Annotated in this window: 12 protein-coding genes and 1 tRNA gene; 9 read left to right on the plus strand and 4 right to left on the minus strand. The window is 59.6% G+C overall.

The features are described from left to right. The first annotated feature begins 120 nt into the window (after positions 1-120). From LOC68_RS13255 to LOC68_RS13295, 9 genes are all read left to right on the plus strand, one after another. A complete protein-coding gene (locus LOC68_RS13255) occupies positions 121-3,510 on the plus strand; it encodes a PSD1 and planctomycete cytochrome C domain-containing protein (protein WP_230219280.1) in 3,390 nt (1,129 codons plus the stop codon). Positions 3,511-3,521: 11 nt separating this feature from the next. Further along, on the plus strand, positions 3,522-4,934 hold the full coding sequence (locus tag LOC68_RS13260) for a DUF1501 domain-containing protein (RefSeq protein ID WP_230219283.1): 1,413 nt from the start codon (positions 3,522-3,524) through the stop codon (positions 4,932-4,934). 252 nt (positions 4,935-5,186) lie between these two features. Next, positions 5,187-5,259: transfer RNA gene (locus LOC68_RS13265), tRNA-Lys, on the plus strand. Between the two features lie 369 nt (positions 5,260-5,628). Next, the gene (locus LOC68_RS13270; RefSeq protein WP_230219285.1) at positions 5,629-6,417 is read left to right on the plus strand and encodes a TIGR04255 family protein; all 789 of its coding nucleotides are present in this window, start codon (positions 5,629-5,631) and stop codon (positions 6,415-6,417) included. Further along, the gene (locus LOC68_RS13275; protein WP_230219286.1) at positions 6,410-6,604 is read left to right on the plus strand and encodes a hypothetical protein; all 195 of its coding nucleotides are present in this window, start codon (positions 6,410-6,412) and stop codon (positions 6,602-6,604) included. The genes LOC68_RS13270 and LOC68_RS13275 overlap by 8 nt, the downstream gene beginning before the upstream one ends. Further along, the gene (locus tag LOC68_RS13280) at positions 6,597-7,184 is read left to right on the plus strand and encodes a hypothetical protein (protein WP_230219287.1); all 588 of its coding nucleotides are present in this window, start codon (positions 6,597-6,599) and stop codon (positions 7,182-7,184) included. The genes LOC68_RS13275 and LOC68_RS13280 overlap by 8 nt, the downstream gene beginning before the upstream one ends. Positions 7,185-7,528: 344 nt before the next feature. After that, complete coding sequence (locus tag LOC68_RS13285) at positions 7,529-8,149, plus strand: hypothetical protein (protein WP_230219288.1); 621 nt, start codon at positions 7,529-7,531, stop codon at positions 8,147-8,149. Positions 8,150-8,194: 45 nt separating this feature from the next. Further along, entirely contained in the window at positions 8,195-8,692 is a 498-nt protein-coding gene (locus LOC68_RS13290; RefSeq protein WP_230219291.1) for a hypothetical protein, read from the plus strand. Positions 8,693-8,837: 145 nt separating this feature from the next. Further along, positions 8,838-9,608 (plus strand): hypothetical protein, encoded by a 771-nt coding sequence (locus tag LOC68_RS13295; protein ID WP_230219293.1) that lies wholly within the window; start codon positions 8,838-8,840, stop codon positions 9,606-9,608. A gap of 55 nt (positions 9,609-9,663) precedes the next feature. On the opposite strand, the gene LOC68_RS13300 is transcribed toward LOC68_RS13295, so the two are convergent. From LOC68_RS13300 to LOC68_RS13315, 4 genes are all read right to left on the minus strand, one after another. Beyond that, positions 9,664-10,956 carry a hypothetical protein gene (locus LOC68_RS13300; RefSeq protein ID WP_230219295.1) on the minus strand — a complete coding sequence of 431 codons (1,293 nt, stop codon included), beginning with the start codon at positions 10,954-10,956 and terminating at the stop codon, positions 9,664-9,666. Between the two features lie 70 nt (positions 10,957-11,026). Continuing rightward, on the minus strand, positions 11,027-13,165 hold the full coding sequence (locus LOC68_RS13305; protein WP_230219297.1) for a GDSL-type esterase/lipase family protein: 2,139 nt from the start codon (positions 13,163-13,165) through the stop codon (positions 11,027-11,029). A gap of 178 nt (positions 13,166-13,343) precedes the next feature. After that, positions 13,344-13,712, minus strand: a complete 369-nt coding sequence (locus LOC68_RS13310) for a SpoIIAA family protein (protein WP_230219299.1) — start codon at positions 13,710-13,712, stop codon at positions 13,344-13,346. Between the two features lie 286 nt (positions 13,713-13,998). Further along, positions 13,999-17,415, minus strand: coding sequence for a PVC-type heme-binding CxxCH protein (locus tag LOC68_RS13315; protein WP_230219301.1), 3,417 nt, complete (start codon positions 17,413-17,415; stop codon positions 13,999-14,001). Position 17,416 lies beyond the last annotated feature (1 nt).

Consider the following 17,416-nt stretch of genomic DNA (forward strand, 5'->3'; position numbering starts at 1 on the left):
TATCCCCTTTCTACTTTGACCCGCCCTCCTTAGGCGGCTACGATGAGGGGAAATCGGCGGCCTTCCGCTCGATTCCCACCTCGGCCCTTTTCGCCTTCCTCCCGCCTGACGAGTCGCCGCATGTCGCGCTGCATCGCCGCTTCGTTGTTGATTTCGCTCGCCGCACTTGGGGCGACGCCTGGCACGGCCGCCGAGCCGGCGCCTGACTTCCCCGAAGCTGACGTGGAGTTCTTTGAAAAAGAAGTCCGTCCGCTCCTGGTCCGTCACTGCTACGAATGCCATAGCGCCGACGCTGAAGAAGCGGCCGGCAGTCTCCGTCTCGACTCCCGCGCCGCCATCCTGGCCGGCGGCGATACCGGCGCCGCGATCGAAGCCGGCAATCCCGAGAAGAGCCTCTTGATCGACGCGATCAACTGGGGCGAGCTCTACGAGATGCCCCCCAAGACCAAGATGCCCGACGCCGAGATCGCCGTCCTCACCCGCTGGGTCAAAATGGGCGCCCCCTGGCCGAAAGAAGAGGCCGCGCCTGAGTTCGTCAAAAAGGCGTTCGACATTGACGCTCGCAAGTCGGAGCACTGGGCCTGGCAGCCGCTCTCGCATCCGCTGCCGCCGAAAGTGACGCACGCCGATTGGCCGCGGGACGACATCGATCGCTTCATCCTGGCGAAGCTCGAACAAAACAAATTCCAGCCGAATAGCGTCGCCGACAAGCGAACCTGGCTCCGCCGCGTCTACTTCGACCTGATCGGCTTGCCGCCGACGCCGGCCGAGATCGACGCGTTCCTCGCCGACGAAACGCCGCAAGCGAAAGAGGTGGTTGTCGATCGTCTCCTCGCTTCGCCGCAGTATGGCGAGAAGTGGGCCCGCCATTGGCTCGACTTGATGCGCTACGGCGAATCGCGCGGGCATGAGTTCGACTATGACATCCCCAACGTTCACGAGTACCGCGACTACGTCATCCGCGCGCTCAATCTTGACCTGCCGTACGACCAGTTCGTGATCGAACATCTGGCCGGCGACCTCCTGGAGCAACCGCGTCTCCATCCGGACGAACAGTACAACGAGTCGATCCTGGGGACCGGCTTCTGGCATCTCGGCGAATGGGTTCACTCGCCGGTCGACATCCGCAAGGACGAAGCCGATCGCTTTGACAATATGGTCGACGTGATGGGCAAATCGTTCATGGCCCTGACGATCGCTTGCGCTCGCTGCCATGACCACAAGTTCGACGCGATCTCTCAGGCCGACTACTACCGTCAGTTCGGCTTCCTGCAAAGCTCGGAGTATCGCCAGGTCCGCTTCGAGACGATGGAGCAGAACGGCCAGGTCGCCGCCAAACTGACCGACCTCGATCGGCATACGCAAAGCGGGCAAAACTCGCTCCTCCGTGAAGCGGCCGCCGCTCGCCAATCGAACTGGAAATCCCTCTTCGCCGCCGCAATCGCCGTGCTGAAAACCAAAGACGCCGACCGCGCCAAAATCGCCGAAGAGCATGGGGTTCGCGTCGAACAGCTTTCGCCGCTCGTCCGCGAATTGCAACAAGCAGCGGACAATCCACAGCACCCCCTCCATCCGTTTGGCAAACTCGCCAGCGCTGCTGAAGACCAGCGAGCCGAACTCGTCGGCTCGTTGACCACGCCGGCCGCGCAATCGGCCGCTGACATGCAGCAGGTGATCGACTTCGCCACCGCGACCGAAACGCAGTGGCGCGCCAATGGCTACGCCTTTGGCACAGGGCCGCAGCGAATCGGCCAGTTGGAACTTTCGGCCGAAGGGCTGCCGCAGGGAGTTCGCACCGCCGGCGCCGCCGTTCGGGACGCTCGCTGGAACCAGCTGGCTCGCGGCGATGGGGTGCAGCCTGACCAAGGGAGACTCTCCGGCTGGGATCAAGGGGGACGCACCTTCCGCACCCCAACGTTCGAGCTGACCGATGGCCGCGTCTATTACCTGGTTCGCGGCAGCGGCCTCGTCTTCGCCGTGATTGATTCGCATCGCATGATCAACGGTCCGCTGCATGGCGCGTCGCTCCATTCGTTCAACATCGATCCGAAAGAAGGCCCGCGCTGGATCACGCAGGATCTTCGCGACTATCAAGGACATCGAATTCACCTGGAGTTTACTCCCAAGGACGATCAGCCGCTCGAAGTGCTGCAAGTCGCCGAAGGCGCCGTGACGCCGACCTACGCGGCGCCATCCACCGGTTCGTTCGTCGCGGCGAAACTGGCCGGCCAACCGCTGACCGACGAAGCGCTCTCCGCAGCGTTCGCCGCTTCGCTGCTCGACGCGATCGGCAACGCCCAGCAAACCGCCGCAGCGCCGCTGGCCGATTGGGTCGTGAAAAACCGCGCTCTCGCTTTCGATCATGATCGCGACCTCGATGTGAAACTCCGACAACTTGCCGCCGATCATCAAGCGAAACAGACCGAACTGGTCAGCCAGATTCGCTTCCGCTCGCGGATGGCGCCGGCGATGTGGGACGGATCGGGCGAGAACGAACGAGTCATGATCCGCGGCGCCACCCGCAATTTGGGCGACGAAGCCCAACGTGGCCTCCCGGTCGCACTCGGCGGCAGTCACGAGTTTGACGCCCTCGGCAGCGGTCGGTTGCAAATGGCCCAACAGATGATGTCGCCCGACAATCCGTTCGCGTCGCGGGTGATCGTCAATCGCCTCTGGCATCATCTTACAGGTCGCGGCATCGTCGCTTCGGTCGATAACTTTGGCGTGCTCGGCGAAGAGCCGACGCATCCGGAGCTGCTCGATTACTTGTCGAACGAGTTCATCGCCGACGGCTGGTCGATGAAGCGGATGATCCGCCGCATCGTGCTGACGCAAACCTACGCCATGTCGAGCGAGCCGGGCGGTCCCGAGGAAACGCTCGATCCTGACAACAAGCTCCTCCACCGGATGCGGATTCGTCGCTTGACCGGCGAAGCGATCCGGGACGAAGTCCTCGCCATCAGCGGGCGGCTTGATCGGCAAATGTACGGACATAGCGTGCCGACCTACCTGACCGAGTTCATGCAAGGTCGCGGTCGTCCGGCCAGCGGTCCGATCGACGGCAATGGCCGCCGCTCCGTTTACCTCTCGATCCGCCGCAACTTCCTCTCGCCGACGATGCTCGCCTTCGACGTGCCGCAACCGGCTTCGACCGTCGGCAAACGGAACCAATCGAACGTCCCTGCCCAGGCGTTGATCCTGCTGAACGATCCCATGATCTACGCCGAAGCGCAGCGCTGGGGCGCTGCTGTCGCACGGCAAGAGGCGCCTCACTGGGATTCTGCCGTCGCACATCAAGAGGAGTCGCGTGAAAAACGGATTGAAGCGATGTTTGTAACCGCGCTTGGTCGTCCGCCGTTCGACGCCGAAGCGGCGGCCGTTTCCGCTTACTTCGCCGAGCGAGCCGAGCAAATGCAGCTTTCGCCGGAAGCGGCCAGCGCCCATCCCGAGATCTGGGGCGACGTCGCCCACGCCTTGTTCAACGTCAAAGACTTCATTTACCTCCGCTAGTCAGAGCCGTTATGTCGCATTGCCATCGATTTCGTTCGCAGCCGCTCACGCGTCGCGCCTTGCTGAAATCAGCCTCGTGCGGGTTCGCGTCGGTCGCGCTCCATGCGCTGCTCGGCGACAAGGCGTTCGCCGGTTCTGACCATTCGTCGGCCCCGCATCACACCGCCAAAGCGAAGAACGTCATCTTCCTCTACATGGACGGCGGGCCTTCGCAGGTCGACACCTTCGATCCGAAGCCGGAGCTGGCCAAGTACGACGGCAAGCCGTTTCCGACCAAGACCGAGCCGACGCAGTTCAACAACAACGGCGCCACGCTGGCCAGTCTCTGGAAGTTCAATCAGTACGGCGAGAGCGGGCTGCCGATCAGCGATCTCTTTCCGCATCTCGGCACGCAGGCCGACAAGCTGGCGATGATCCACTCGATGACCTCCGAGTTTCCGGAGCACACCAGCGCCAACTACTTCCTCCATACCGGCAGCGGTCTGCAAGGTCGCCCCAGCATGGGCGCCTGGACCACGTACGGTCTCGGCAGCGAAAACCAGGACCTCCCCGGCTTCGTCGTCCTCAACGCCGGGCTGATTCCGCCGGGCGGCATCGACAATTTCAACAGCGGCTTTTTGCCCGCCGCCTATCAAGGCTCGATCTTCAATCCGGGCAATCCGCCGGTCGCCAACATTCGCCCTGCCGATCGAACCGCCGAGTTGCAAAAGAGCAAGCTCGGGCTGATCGAGCGAATCGATCGTGCATCGCAGGCGAGCGCCGGCGGCGACGATCAGCTGGAGTCGGCGATCCGCAACTACGAGCTCGCCTACCGTATGCAAACCGCGGTGCCGGAGCTGATGGACATCCGCGACGAGACGCCGGCGACGTTCGAAATGTACGGCATCAACGACGAGTTCAAAAACACGCAGGTCTACGGGCGGCAATGCTTGACCGCGCGTCGCCTGATCGAACGCGGCGTTCGCTTCGTCGAGCTGACTTGCCCGGGCGGCAACGGCGATCGCTGGGATCAACATAGCAACCTCAAGGATGGGCACGAGAAGAACTCGAAGACGGTCGACAAACCGATCGCCGGGCTGCTGCAAGATCTGCAGCAGCGGGGCCTGCTCGATTCGACGCTGGTCGTCTTCGCCGGCGAGTTCGGCCGGACTCCATTCGCCCAAGGCGCCAACGGCCGCGATCACAACCCATTCGCATTCACCATCTGGATGGCCGGCGGCGGCGTCAAAGGAGGCGTCCGCTACGGCAAGTCAGACGAGTTCGGCTACAAGACGGTTGAGAACCGCCTGATGATCCACGACCTGCACGCGACGATGCTCCATCTGTTGGGCGTCGATCACGAACGCCTGACCTTCCGCTTCAGCGGCCGCGACATGCGCCTGACCGACGTCCACGGCCACGTCATCCACGACATCCTGACGTAAAACGAGCCCCTGGTGACTGGTGCCATGCTCTTGCGGCGTCTTCGCCGGATGAGCATGTCTTCTCCGAGAGCCATGTCATCATCTGCAGCGGGTAAAGCCCCCCAACACCGGAGGGCAAAAACCCCTTTTTCCGGAATTCGTCCCCAGTGCGAACCCGGCATTCCCGTAATTTCTCCATTGGATAGCCCAGTGGAGCAGCCCGCCCCCTTGACGGTCCACCGAATATCGCAAAAACTGGCATGTTTCCCGCCCGAGGTTGTAGCTCAGTCGGTAGAGCAACGGACTTTTAATCCGTAGGTCCTGGGTTCGAGCCCCAGCAACCTCACTTCTAACTCGTTTAGAATCAACCACTTATGGCGACACATGCAAAACGCGTGTGTCGCCTTTTTTTGTTGAATTGGATACGAGAAGTTTTCCAAATTAGATACAGAGACACTTTGCCAAACCCCGGCATTCAGTGCACAAAACGCCTCTGGTCCATTTACCGGATTCCTCCGGTCATGGGCGGCACCGAGCGTCGTTATCAGAAACGGCGTTTCCGTTGGTGAATCTCGCCGGCACTAAAACGCCAAATTCCAATCTGAATGAGTACCAACTTGTCTCGTTGGAATTACTCGACCTTCCAATGGGTGACAACTAGAATGTCACCCGAGCTAGTAAATCCTGAGCCCATAGAATCTCGACACTAAGCCCGATGGCCAAAACACCTGCGCACAACACCAAGACCGTTCTCAAATACAAAAAAGACTACCTGGTAAAAGTCATCGCTCGAATTGACTTCGCAGAACCGCTTGGCCTTCAAAAAGAAGGGCCAACGCGTGACGTCGTGGCGACATTTAAAAAGAAGTTCCCGATTCCGGAATTGAAGATCTCCACACAAAAGGAAATCGGCGTTGGACTCAATCAAGAGATACTGGAGAAAACCAGTGAAATTCGAGAGTGGGAGTTCAGTAGCAAATCTCGCCACCAAAAGATTGCCATCTCCGAGAAGAGCTTCGTTTTTTCCTGCAAGAAGTACAACAAGTACAGTTCGCTTAGAGCCGACTTTCTGAAAATGGCCGACGCAATCTTTGCTGCATACCCGGAAGCCAAAGTGAAGCGTTTAGGGCTCCGGTACGTCGACCACATCGACTTGGATGAACCGCATCCTACAAAGTGGGAGAAGTACTTACACAAAGACTTGCTTACGATTTTTAATCTCGCTGATGAACCGCGTTTAATTTCCAGAGCATTTCACGTATTGGAAATACAACACGACGACGAGACGCGTCTTCGATTTCAATACGGCATGGCAAACCCGGATTTTCCAGCACGAATCAAGAGAAAGGTCTTCGTGCTCGACATTGATGTATTTTCGACATTGCTCCTGGAGCCAAACGAGATACCTGCCCACCTCGACTTATTCCATCACCGAACAAAAGCGGCGTTTGAGCAAGTAATCACTGACGAACTGCGAAAAAAGATGGAGGTAGTGTATGGCTGACGCTGAACCGTTCTCATCGGAATACGTCACTCCGGGCGACTCTGTTATTGCGCCGCGCGCGTCCAATGTGGCAACCACCAATGCCGCGATGCTCAACTCCGAACAAGAGATACAATCGCAAGCGGAACAACACGGAACCAGCAAACCAAGACGCGTGACTATCAACGCGGAAATCTGTCATGATTAGAGTAAACCGGAGCAAGGGGTCGAGGATTTGTCAGGGAGATATTTTTCGAGACGTTGACCTAATCGAAAGCGTCCATGAGTCAAACGGCCGCCTGAAGATTAGCAAAATTGCCTTTCCGCTTGCGATTGTGCTCACGCAAGATTGCGATCTTGCCCAAGACTACACTGATCGGTTCTCAAGACGGCAGGTATCGAATCAGGACAAGCGACTGTTCTCGGTCCTGGTTGCGCCGCTCTACAATATTGAGCATTTCTACAATGGAGAGCACCTAAGCGAGCTCGGCATGAAGATGCAGACCGTCAACAAGAAGAAAACCCAGGGAGACTTCCTCCACAACAACCAAACCCCGCGATACCACTATTTGAAGTTTGGTGATGACGTCCCGATCGTTGACTCGGTAATCGATTTCAAGCACTACTTCTCGGTAAGCGTTGAGTATTTGAAAAAGAAGAAGAACGGTAAGGACTGGGTCTGCAAAGTCTCCGACCTGTTTCGAGAAGATATTTGCCAACGCTTCGCTGCGTTCCTATCGCGCATTGGCCTTCCAGATCCGCCTCGGCCAAAATTAGAAAAAAAATAAGCCTGAGTAGTTTTGCCCTCGCGACCTCGATTGTGGATTCGACCCCCGCCCCCACCCCTTAACGCCGCTCGACCGGCGTCGACTGTAAAGTATCAGCCCAACGCCGCTCCCACCTTAGCGAGCATGCTCTTTTCCGGCGTTCACGCTTGCTAGCGCCATGCCTCAATCGTAAAGTGTGGGGCATACCAGCGATTTACGTTCGATCTTTGGAGAGAATATCATTACGGCATGTCATCAATTCCATTCCAATATCTTGCTTACGACTACTTCGATCCCAATAATCTCAGGCTGATGTCGCTCTTAGACGCCGCCTTCCATCTCAATCTCGCCAAGATTGGACGACCATGAAACAAACGTGGGACAGCGTCATCGCTATCATCGACGAAATGCTGAGTAATTTGCCGAGGCAAACGACGCACCTAAACGAGCGGCATTTGCACCACTATTTTTCGCACGCGATGCAGTCCGAGCGTCTAATACTGGCGCCGACAATGGATGCGACGTTCCATCCCGAATGGCCCACTTACAAGGAATCCGCCGGTATCAGATACGGAAAATACATAAAGGTGAAAGAGCATTACATGCCAACGACGAATGGAAAGCAGGGCGGATTTCTTGACTTCGCGATTGGAGGCTATGAAGCTCCGGAAATCGCGATCGAGTTCAAGCTGCTCGCGAGTTGGAAAGGAGAGCCTGTCGCCTTCGATTTTCTCAAGCTACTGGATCGAAGGAACCCGTTTAAGCGCGTCGTTCAGCAAACCGTCGTGCTCCGGCCGAAGGGCGTTTCGCAGGCGGGCAGCAAGGCTTCTTTCAAACGCGCAATCGAAGCAACCTATGAAAAAGCCTCCGAGCGATTGGCGGATGACTTTGACAACGCGCGCCAACGACATTTTGTAATAACTGAACTTGGCAATGACGTACGACATTGGCGCCTAGTGAACGACGGCAAGTTCGTTGAGTCCTAGAGACGACAGTCTTATCGCGCGAAGGTAACAAAATCGGTAAAAGAAATGGGTAGAAATTACGAAGCGGCGATCGCCGGATTGAGAGACGCCGGTTGGGATGTACAGGAAACTGCCGTTGATCGTCCACTGCCCGATTTTTTTCTCGCGCGGTATCCGTGGCTACCTTCCGACATTCGGCAGTTTATCGCCGGTACGATTCGGGTCGTTTCGCCTGACGAAACTTCTTGGTTTATGACGAGCGCGGAACTCGCAGGAGACTCCGGCTCTGCGTTTCTCTGGAACCAATGGGAACTCGACTCCCTGGAGGTCGCGGCGGAGGACGCCGATTGGCGACAATCCATCGTCGAATTCTGGGACAATCATTGCCCGCTGATATTGTCGGTCAAAAACGGCTACGCCCATCTCAGCGTGCGAAAGCGCGACTTGGCGATCGTAGCGGGCGGCGAACCGGAGTATGAGGAAGTCGCGGTCGTAGCGGATAGTCTCGATGCGCTACGACAAAAGATCACGCAGAGGGATGAGGCGATTTCGCTTTACGTTTAGCAGTGGATGGTAGGGGAAAACTGGCGAAATTGTTGCAGCCGCTAACCACTATAAAATTGCCAAAACAATGGACGGCGGAGTGAACGTCGCGATAGACTGCCCCTAGAGAAACTCCCCCATCCATTCGTTCTGAAACGGTATAGCGATGAGTGCCCAGCGAACCTTCTTCGCGGCGATGCTGTCGCTCGCATTCGGACTGTTGGCGCCGCTCGCCTCCGCCGAGCCTGATTCCGCCCCGAGCGATCAAGCTCCCAGCATCCTCGCTCAGCTGGCCAAGTCGTCGGCCGAAGCGGCGCAGAACTTCCCCAAGTCCGACAATCCCAAAGCGGACTACGGCGTGCAAGCGGATGCTGGATGGAAGATCGTCCAGCAATACCTTGATAGCAAAGATCGGAATGACGATCGGCTGGTCGAGGAACTTCGCCTTGATTTTCAGCGCAATCAATATCGCGGCGTCAGAAACGACATCCTCTTCGCCCTGATCGCGAAGGACGACGACGCAGCGCTGACTGCGGTTTTGGCGGTCAATTGTCCGGAGGATCGGATGGGACTGGGTCAGGCGATTGAAGGGGCGATCGCCATTTCGGACCAGCCGGCCATGAAGCGACGAGGAATGCTGGTGCTGTGCGATGCGTGGGAACGCTCGAAGTCGGAAGCCAATCGCGAGCGGATCGTCGCTGCGCTGCGGCGCGGCTTTCGGCCGATGGGGCTGAACGTGGAGAAGGACGCGCCGTTCATCAAGAGCGTGCGTCAGTGGGTCGCCAACGAACAACCAAAGTTCGCGTTTAATCCCGACTACGCGCTCAAAGGGAGTGCGCCGTTCATGCGTCCGGACGAGATTCCGCTCTATTTGCCGGCGTCGGCGATCAAGCCGCCGCCGACGCGAACCGTTGCGCCGCCGACCTTCACGAAGTAGGCTGCGTGGGACGATGGGTTTGCGACCGCATTTCCCTCGCTTGCGCTTCGGGCTACTATTGGGGCGCGTTGTTCGGTTTCGCCGGCGGCAGCGCGTAGTACGCTACCTCCGCAAAGAAGAACTCCGCCATGTTTAGTTTGGCGTAGTCGTAATGGCGGATCGCGGCTTGGACTGGTTCGTACCCTTCTTCGTATCCGGCCAGGGCGATGATTGCGGCGGCGGCCAGCGGGTTTCGCATCCGGGCGACTTCGTAGTACTTACGCTCGCCCAGGACTTTCGGGTCTCGCTTGGAGGCCATCTTTTCGGCGTCGGCTTGGGTCGTTTGGGGGAACCAGTCGGGATAGCCTTCGCGCCAGCGAGCATGGCCGAAGACTTTGTCGTCGTTGTTGTCGAACGTTGCGTAGTCGCCGATCACGGCCTGGGCGCCTTGGGCGTTGATGGCGAGCGCGGCGCGGTATTGACTTTGAACCTGTTCGTCCGTTTCCCACTCGGCGAGTTTCGCCAGCGCTCCTTGCGAACCGACGTAGATCCAGAGCTGGCCCCGATCGATGTTCTTGATCTGTTCGCGGTCGTAAGGATAGCCGGCGGCGCAGACTTCGATGCGGGTCTTGCCGCTATCGACGAATCGTTCTTGCGCGGCGGCGTGATAGCGTTCGAGCCAGACCGGTTCGCCGGTGACCTGGTGCATCGCTTTCAGAATGTGGAGATACATGACCGCCCCATGATGTCGGTCCAGCTTGAAGTCGCCGCGAAATTCCCCCGCGAACGCCCCATCGCACGGGCACTTCCAGTCAGCCGCTTCCAACGCATTGGCGACTTCAACCATCTTGGCGACGACGACCTTACGCTCTTCGTCCGTAGGAATGCCGCTGTTGGCGTACGCTTCCATCCCATAAAACCAAGGGTGGGTCTGATCCTGCGAGCCGAGCGGGTAGTGACACTTTCCATCGGTTCCAACGCCGCGAGCGATAAAGCCAGGAACGTCTGAGACCGACGCACACTTCAATAATCCCGTGGCCAGTCGCTTCGCCTCTTCGCGATCGGCGGCGGCTCCAGTGCGGCGAGCCCGCTCGCAGATCGCCACCAGATAGGTGCCGGTGAACATCGGCCCGTTCTCAATCGGGCTCCACCAGCCGATCGAGTTGGGGCGGCCCAACTCACAATCCTCAGGCGTCGGCAACTCCCCCACGTAATCGTGGATCAGCCCATCGGCGACGATGAACTTGCTCCAGAGCGTCGCGTGAGCCTGCTCTACTGCGGCGCCAACCGTCCTTGTTGACGGCTCATCCGCCAAGCCGGACTGACACAGAAGCGCCGCTACGGCGAACAGGAAGAATAGGCGTTTCATGGATTCCATCGCTTCTGAAGGGAATGTTGCCTGGGCTTTCTAGAATGCGCCGCTAAGCGGAAGTCGAACCTTACTCACCGGCCGTGGATGCCAGGTATGCTTCCAAGTTGGTGTACCCGTCCGCATCGCGATCGAGATTGCCGTCGGCTGCGTTCTGCGGATCGAGCTGATTGGCTTGCTCCCACGCGTCGGGCATCCCATCCTGATCGGTATCCCAGTCGGCGCCGCGGCGGACGACGGGGTAGTCTTCCCAGCCGCCGACATCGGCTTGCGAATCGGGGAGGCCGGGCAAGTCGGTCTGGCTGCCGCGATAGCGACACTCGCCCGTTATCACTTCCTGAATGATCCGGGCGTCATGCTGATCTGGTTGTGGGCGGTTACAGCCGACGTCGGCCAGCACCGACTCGTAGGCTTCGGCGGCCGATTGCGTACGAACATGCGGTTCGAAGAAGGGGTGATCGACCACGTAATCTTCAAGCGGCGTCTTCGGCCACGGGTAAAAGCCTGCGAGGGGATCGCCCGCTTCCGCGTGTCCCGGCAAAACGTTTCCGGCGATGAAGTATTGTTGCGGTCCGTAGAGATGCACCCACTCAAGCTCGGGACGAATGGCGAAGAACTTCTGCGTCGCCGGCCCCGGCTTGTAGTAGTTATTGACGAACTGCACGCGAGCCGCACCGCCATCGGTGGCCCGATCCTTCCAGTTGAAAACGACATTGTTGCGGAGATCGAGCCAGCCGGTATGCCGCTTCGCTTTGTCGAGACCGCCGGCGAGACTCCAATTGCGACCGGCGCAATCGGCGAGCAAATTGTGATGAAAGCTTCCGATCATGCCGCCGATGCTCGCGGCGTAACCATGCTGCGTCCCCGGCGGATATTTGCGGTGTCCGGCGGCGTTAAGCGCTTCGGAGATCAACGTCCGCTGCAGCGTAATGTTCTTCGCGCCGCGCGAACTGAACGCTTCGTCGATCGTCCAACTGATCGAGCAGTGATCGATGATGCAATGATCGCTGTAGGCCATCCCCATCCCGTCGAGCGTTTGGCCAGAGATGTCGCCGGGACGAACTCGCAGGTGGCGAATGATGACATCATGCGTGCCATAGAGCCCAAAGTTGTACTTCCGCAGGCAGATCCCTTTCGCCGGCGCGGTCTGTCCAGCGATGGTCAGATACGGATTGCGAACGACCAGCGGCGACTCGAGCGTGATCAGCCCTGAAATGTCGAAGATGACCGTACGCGGACCTTCCGCTTCAACCGCTTCGCGCAAAGTGCCGGGCCCATGATCGTTCAGATTGGTGACGTGCAGGACGCGGCCGCTGCGACCACCTTGGGCGAAACGCCCGTAGCCTTCGGCGGTGGGAAAAGCGAGCAAGGTTCGCGGCGTCGAGTTCGCATCGCCGCTACGAGAGACCTTCGCATCTGTGAGAAAGTCTTTTAGCGAACAGTCCTGCAGCCCCTGAATGCCTTCCACGACGCAGGCCGCGTTGATAACGGCGCCGGGCTTGGTGGTGTGGGTCCAGTCTTCTTTGGTAAACAGATCCGCGTCGACCTTCGCTTCGCCGAGCTGTTCGTAACGGGCGGCGACCAATTCATTCAGGTCGAGAAAGTGGGCGCCGGCTTGCTGCGCGGCTTCGCGGGCCCAAAGTCCGTAGTCTTTGTCGGCGCGAATGACGCGGCCCTTTTCCCAGCGATCGCGGGGAACGGGAGAGAGTACGATCGGGATCGCTCCTTTCGCTTTGGCGTCGGCGATGTACTTGCGGAGATACCAGCCGTAGCTGTGGACCGTTTCCTGCTTGCCGGTCGCTTCGACGACGCCGTCCACGCTCTCGTCGCCGTTCCCTTTGATCGAAGCGCGGGGGCGATCACCCTTGAACATCTCGCCGCTGTCGTTGTGCCCGAACTGCATCATCACGAAGTCGCCGCCACGCAACCGAGCGAGCGACTTCTCCCACAGCCCTTCGGTCAGATAGGTGCGACTGCTGCGGCCGCCGAGGGCGCGGTTCTCGATTTCAATCCGTTTGGTATCGAAATGGGGAGCGATGACCTGGCCCCAACCAAACAGCCCGCCGTCTCCCTTGCCGCTCCCGTTCTTTACGGTCGAATCGCCGATCAAGACGAGCCGCGGCAGAGGATTGTCGTCGGCGCGACAGGTCGTCGCGAAGAGAGAGGCGACGAATAGCGAGAAAACAATGTTCCTGGCGAAGCGGACCATCGTCGACTCCTGAGCTGAGGGGCTTTGAAACTTGCGCGTTTGGGGCCCCTCTATTCTCGGCTCGATGGTGGGCGATCGCAACATGGCGATGATATTGCGCCGGCGGCTGCGGTGGGTTGCAGCCGCATTTCCCTCGCTTGCGCTTCGGGCTACTATTTCGCGCGGCGGCGTTTTTCACTTACGCGGCGCTTTTTAGCCACTCTAGTGCGTCTTCGTATTTCGCCTCGGGGAAGTGTTTCACTTCCGGGTGCAACAGTCGCCCGACGAATCGGGGGAATTCTTCCAATAGCAGGTTGTCGCTAACGACGGCGATGCGGGAAATATTCTCCTGATGCGCTTCGATGAAGTGCATGTGGGCGAACGCGGCGTCGAGGTTTTCCCAGCCGGGGAAAGCTTTGGCGTGGATCATCAGGCCATGGAGTCCGCCGTGCTCGGCGATGTAAGGGTCGATCTCATGGGCCAAGCCCTCGAAATCGGCAACTTCGAGCGGAACCTTTGGTTCCAGAATCATGATCCCATCCGTGGGGAGAAGTTGATGATCAAGCATGGCTCTTCCTCCTATGTAGGAGCCGTGCGACGGAAACATGCCGCTGCACCATGCTAGACGTCGCAAAGCCGGGATGTGGCGTTTTCGTCTAAGTCCTTTTTAGATTCTTCGCCGCTGGAGTCGCCGCGGCAAGCGAGCGATCATCGGTCGCTCGCTTGCGGGCGCATTTCCCTCGCTGGCGCTGCGGGCTAATGTTGGCGCGAAGCAGGTTAGCGGGGCGCACGGCTCATAGAGCCGTGGCGCCCGCTTTTCGCTTCCGCTTTCCCGTTTCGGCCTTCCGCTTTTCTTACTTGCCGCCAATCGGTTCGGCGCGGCCGGTCGATTCGGCTTCGATCACTTCGACCTTCAGCGGCGTCTTGCGAGCGTCGCGGTCGATTTCCAGGGTGATTCGCTTTTCACCTTGGGGCCAATCGAAGGTCATCTTCTTTTCGATCGGGGTCGGGCTTTGGCCGTCCCACAGCTTCAGGCCGGTCACGTCGCCGAAGTCGATCGTGATCTTGCCCGCTTTGGCGACGTTCAGGTTGAAGCGAACGAACGACAAGTGGGGGCTGATGCTATGGGGCTGGATCTGCGGCAGCTCGTCGAGCGGCAGCGAGCCGTCGACTTTGCTGTAACGCGAGCTCCAGGTCAGGGCCGCGTCGTCTGTCGACGCGGTGTCGCTGCTGGTCCGGTTCAAACGGCTGTGCCCTTCCTTGGTCCAGTCGAGCGCTTCCCAGCGGCGAACGATCGGAGCCGGGCTGATCGAGTAAGGCCCAACCTTGCCAAGCTGTGCGAGAAATGCGGCGAGGTCGACGATTTCTTCGGTCGTCAGCTGATCGACGGCGCCGGCCGGCATCAGCGATTGCCCATCACGTTGCTCTTCGATCGCTTCGATCGGCACGGCGACTTCCTTGTCTTCGGCGTCACGCAGGAAGAGCTCTTCTGCAGTCCGACGAACCGGAATGCCGCTGACGACGCGACCGTCGTCGAGCAGCAGAATCAGCGAGTTGTAGTTCTCCTTCAGCTTGGCGCTGGGGCGGAGCAGTGATTCGACCACGTAGTCAGGCTGAGCGCTGGCGCCGAGGCTGATCAGGTTCGGGCCGACCAGACCGCCGGCCGGGCCAATCGCATGGCACTTGGTGCAGTTCAGTTCCGTGTTGCGGAAGATCAACTCGCCGCGAGCCGGATCGCCGCCTGGAAGAGCCGCGGTGATCGCGGCCAACTCCTGGTCGGTCCACTGCTTCGCGTCTCCTTGACCGACGCCGCCCGACTTGCCGAGCGCGGCGATCAGGCCTTGTTCCGGCTGCGGAGAAGTTCGCACGGCGCGAATCGCCATCTTGGCGACGTCGCCGGGGAGTTTGGCTTCGGTCAAAGCGCCCGCCAGGGTCGCTTGACCACCTTTTCGCATCAGGTACGGAGCGACGATGCCGGCGACTGCGGCCGGTTTGGCGTCTGCGAGCAGAGCGACGGTTCGCTTGGCCGCTTCGTTCGGCGCCACGCCGACCAGCGCGGCGGTCGCCGCTTCCCGCAGCTGCATGCTTTCCGACTTGTCGGCCAGCGCGATCAGGTCTCCTCGCGCTTTCAGCTGGGCGAGGGCATTGAGCGCGGCGGCTTGAATCGCGACCGAGTCGGTCGTCGCCAAAGCGGCAAGTTCGTCGCGCAGATCGGCGACTTGCCAGAGACCGACCGCATTGGCGGCGGCGATCGCGACGGCGTCATTGTTCGCGTCAAGCAGCTCGCCGACCGAAGTGAGATCGCCGGCCGGTTTCACCTTCCGCTTTTCGAAGGCGGACGAAAGGGTACTGAGGAGTTCCGCACGACGCGCGGCGTCAGCGTTGGCGGTGTCGTCGAGGACGATGTCGAGCAAGCGACGAAGCTGTTCGGGATTGCCGCGCTGGGCCGCGAGGTCCAAGGCTTGGCGACGAGCGTCATCCGAAAGTTTCGGTGCGTTCAAAATCGACAGTGCCGGAGCGACCACTTCGCCCGACTCGACCGCGGCGAAGGCGTAGAGCCATTTCTCCGGCGACTTGTCGAGCGCGACTTCCCCTTTGACCGCCTTCGGCAGCCAGACGGGGGAAAGCTCGTTCAGCGTGCTCCACAAGGCGAAGTCGAGGAAGCGGTCCATCGGATAGTCGAGGGCGAGCAGCGCCGTTTCGGCGGCGTCGAGGCTGTTCAGCTTCGACAAGGCGCAAACCGCTTCCAGGCGAACGCGCGGGTGGGGATCAGTGACGGCGACCTCCAGCGCTTCGAGCGTGTTCGGCAACCGGTCGTCCCATTGCGACAAGACGCGAACGGCGGCAGCGCGGATGTTGTGATCGTCGCAGACCAGCAACTCCGAGAGGATCGCTTCGTTCGGGATGTTCAGGTTCTGGTAGATCCAGAGGACCTCCAGTTTCTTTTGCAGGTAAAGCGGATCGTTGCCGTCCAGATTGGCGACCCACGGTTCCAGTTCCGGCAGCACCACTTCGGCGCCACGGGCTTTCAGCGTCAGCTTGGCCCAAAGACGAACCCATTCTTCCTGGGCGGTCAGCAGCTCGAACAGTTCGGGCTCCGTCGCGCCAACGATCTCTTGTCGCTGCAGCGGCGTCATATCTTTGCGGGTGACGCGCCAGATGCGGCCGTGCGTTTGGTCACGACGTTCGTCGCGGAAGTCGACTTCGCCGTGCTGGATGATCGGGTTGTACCAGTCGGCGATGTAGATGGCGCCGTCGGGGCCCATTTTGACGTCGACCGGGCGAAACGCGACGTGCGACGTCTTGATCAGCTCTTCTCCCTGGCGGCTCGAGTAACCAGAGCCTTCTTCATCCAGGATGAAGCGGCAGACGCGGTGAGCGCGGAAGTCGTTCGTGATGCAATTCCCTTGCCAATCTTGCGGCAAGGCGCCGCCGCTGAGGATCTCGAGCCCGCAATGCTTCGGCGAACCGGGGTTCAAACCATTCACCAGACGGCGAGCGTTGGGAGACGAAACGAAGACCGAGTCGGGGAAGACGTAATTGATCCCTTCCATGTAGGCACCGTCGGTGGCGAAGTTGGCGCCGTACCGGTTGAAGTGATGCCCCCACGTATTGACGAATCCCTTGCAGAGGACGTCGAGCTCCATCGTCTCGGGACGGAACCGCCAGATGCCGCCGCCGTCGAGGCGACGAACGCCGTACGGGGTTTCGACATGGCTATGGATGTAGATCGATTGGTTGAAGTACATGTTGCCGTCATGGCCCCACCGGAGCGTATGCAGGATGTGGTGGGTGTCTTCGGTACCAAAGCCGGAAAGAACGACGCGGGTTTGATCGGCTTTGCCGTCCCCGTTGGTGTCGCGCATGTGGAGCAGTTCGGTGCTGTTGGCGACGTAAACGCCGCCGTCGCCGGGGAGCACGCCGGTCGGGATCAAGAGACCGTCGGCGAAGACCTGGCTCGTCTCGGCGACGCCATCTTTGTCTTTGTCGATCAGGACGACGATCTTGTCGTCGGCCTTTTGGCCCGGTTCGATCTGCGGATAGACGCTGCTGGAAGCGACCCAAAGGCGTCCTTCCGCGTCGAAGTTCATTTGAATCGGCTTGGCGATCGCCGGATCCGAAGCGTAGAGGTTCACCTCAAAGCCGTCGGCGATCAGGAAGGTTTCGAGTTCTTTGGCCGGATCAGGATCCGGGATATCTTTCAGGTCGCGCTGAGCGAAAGCGTTAGCGGTCAGGACGAGCCCGATCAGGCAAGAGGCGATACGTTTCATA

Source organism: Blastopirellula sediminis (genome assembly GCF_020966755.1).
In the GTDB taxonomy this organism is placed as follows: Bacteria; Planctomycetota; Planctomycetia; order Pirellulales; family Pirellulaceae; genus Blastopirellula; species Blastopirellula sediminis.